Here is a 1177-nt window from a genome sequence, read left to right as displayed (position 1 = left end):
CTACTGAAATTGAATGAGTGGTGTCGGGCGCTGGTCAGGGTCAGCTGTCCATGATCAGTCCGGCTTGGGTGAGGCATCCGTCGATCAGGTGCGGTCGGTACTGGATCTTCTTCAGGCTCCGCTTGACGGTCTTGGTCAGGTGGTCGAGGTTGGCCACGGCAAGGTTGCCGATGGTCCGCTTGACCAGCGACCAGATGCCTTCCTGCGGATTGAGGTCCGGCGCGTACGAGGGCAGTTGGAAGACCGTCAGCCAGTCCTCGTTCGCGGCGACGAAGTCCTTCATCTGCGGCACGAGGTGGACCGACAGGTTGTCCCAGACGAGCACGATCGGGCCGCCGAGCTGGATGCGGGCCCGGACGATGAGGTCACGGTAGTCCTGCCACGTGAAGCTCTTGCGTTCGCCCTTGCGCCCTCGGTGCAGGCGGACTCTGAAGATCAGCCGGGAGCGTTCACGCCTCTTGTAGCAGCTCATGCCGGCCATGGATATCCGTCCGGAGCCACCGCCCTTCACCCGCACGACGGGCGTGCACCCCACTCGGCCCCAGGTCCTGGCGCGCGGCGGTCTCAGCGTCTGCCCGGCTTCGTCCTCGAAGACCACCCAGGCTCCCCGAGCCGCCGCGGTGCTTTTACCTGGATCCACACCTCCTTCCGCCACAACTCGACGGCCGCGTAGTCGCGTTCGATCGCACGCCGGGCCGGCTGCTGCCACGACCAGCCGTGGCGCTTGAGCAAGCGCCACGTCCCCTCCACGGTGTAGCTGACGTGGAACATCCGCCCGATCAGCGTTCTCACTCGGGCCAGGGTCCAACGCTGGTCCTCCCAGCCATGGGCCAGCGGACCGCGCTCCAACTCCCGCTCAAGCCGATCGATTTGCGCATCACTGAGCCTCGGCCGCCCCGGCGATCCCTTTGACTGGACCCCGCCGTGCCCCCGCTCCCGCCACTGCCGACGCCAGCGTTCAACGGACCGCTCGCTGACTCGCATCAAGGCGGCAGTCTCTCTGTTCTTCTCCCCGCCCTCGAAGCGGACGACGGCTTGCAGCCGGATCCGCTCGCGCGCGGCCCTCTCGGCGTCGGTCAAGCCGCCGCCCTGCGCGTATCTCACGACCAACAGCTACCGGGGCCGTCTGGTGTTTGTCAGCCGAACGGCCCCGACAGCACCCGATCAAGTTCAGTAG

The 1177-nt window shown here is 66.6% G+C and carries 1 protein-coding gene; it reads right to left on the bottom strand.

Annotated features, from left to right (window positions below):
• Positions 1–40: 40 nt before the first annotated feature.
• A protein-coding gene (locus tag ACZ45T_RS39220; RefSeq protein ID WP_468449278.1) for an IS630 family transposase occupies positions 41–1104 on the bottom strand; the annotation gives its coding sequence in 2 pieces (ribosomal slippage) (positions 41–657 and positions 657–1104; 1065 coding nt in all).
• Positions 1105–1177 lie beyond the last annotated feature (73 nt).

Source organism: Streptomyces sp. NPDC030995 (assembly GCF_055571215.1).
The sequence above is the reverse complement of the archived record's forward strand: the minus strand, read 5'-3'. Positions and strand labels throughout refer to the sequence as shown.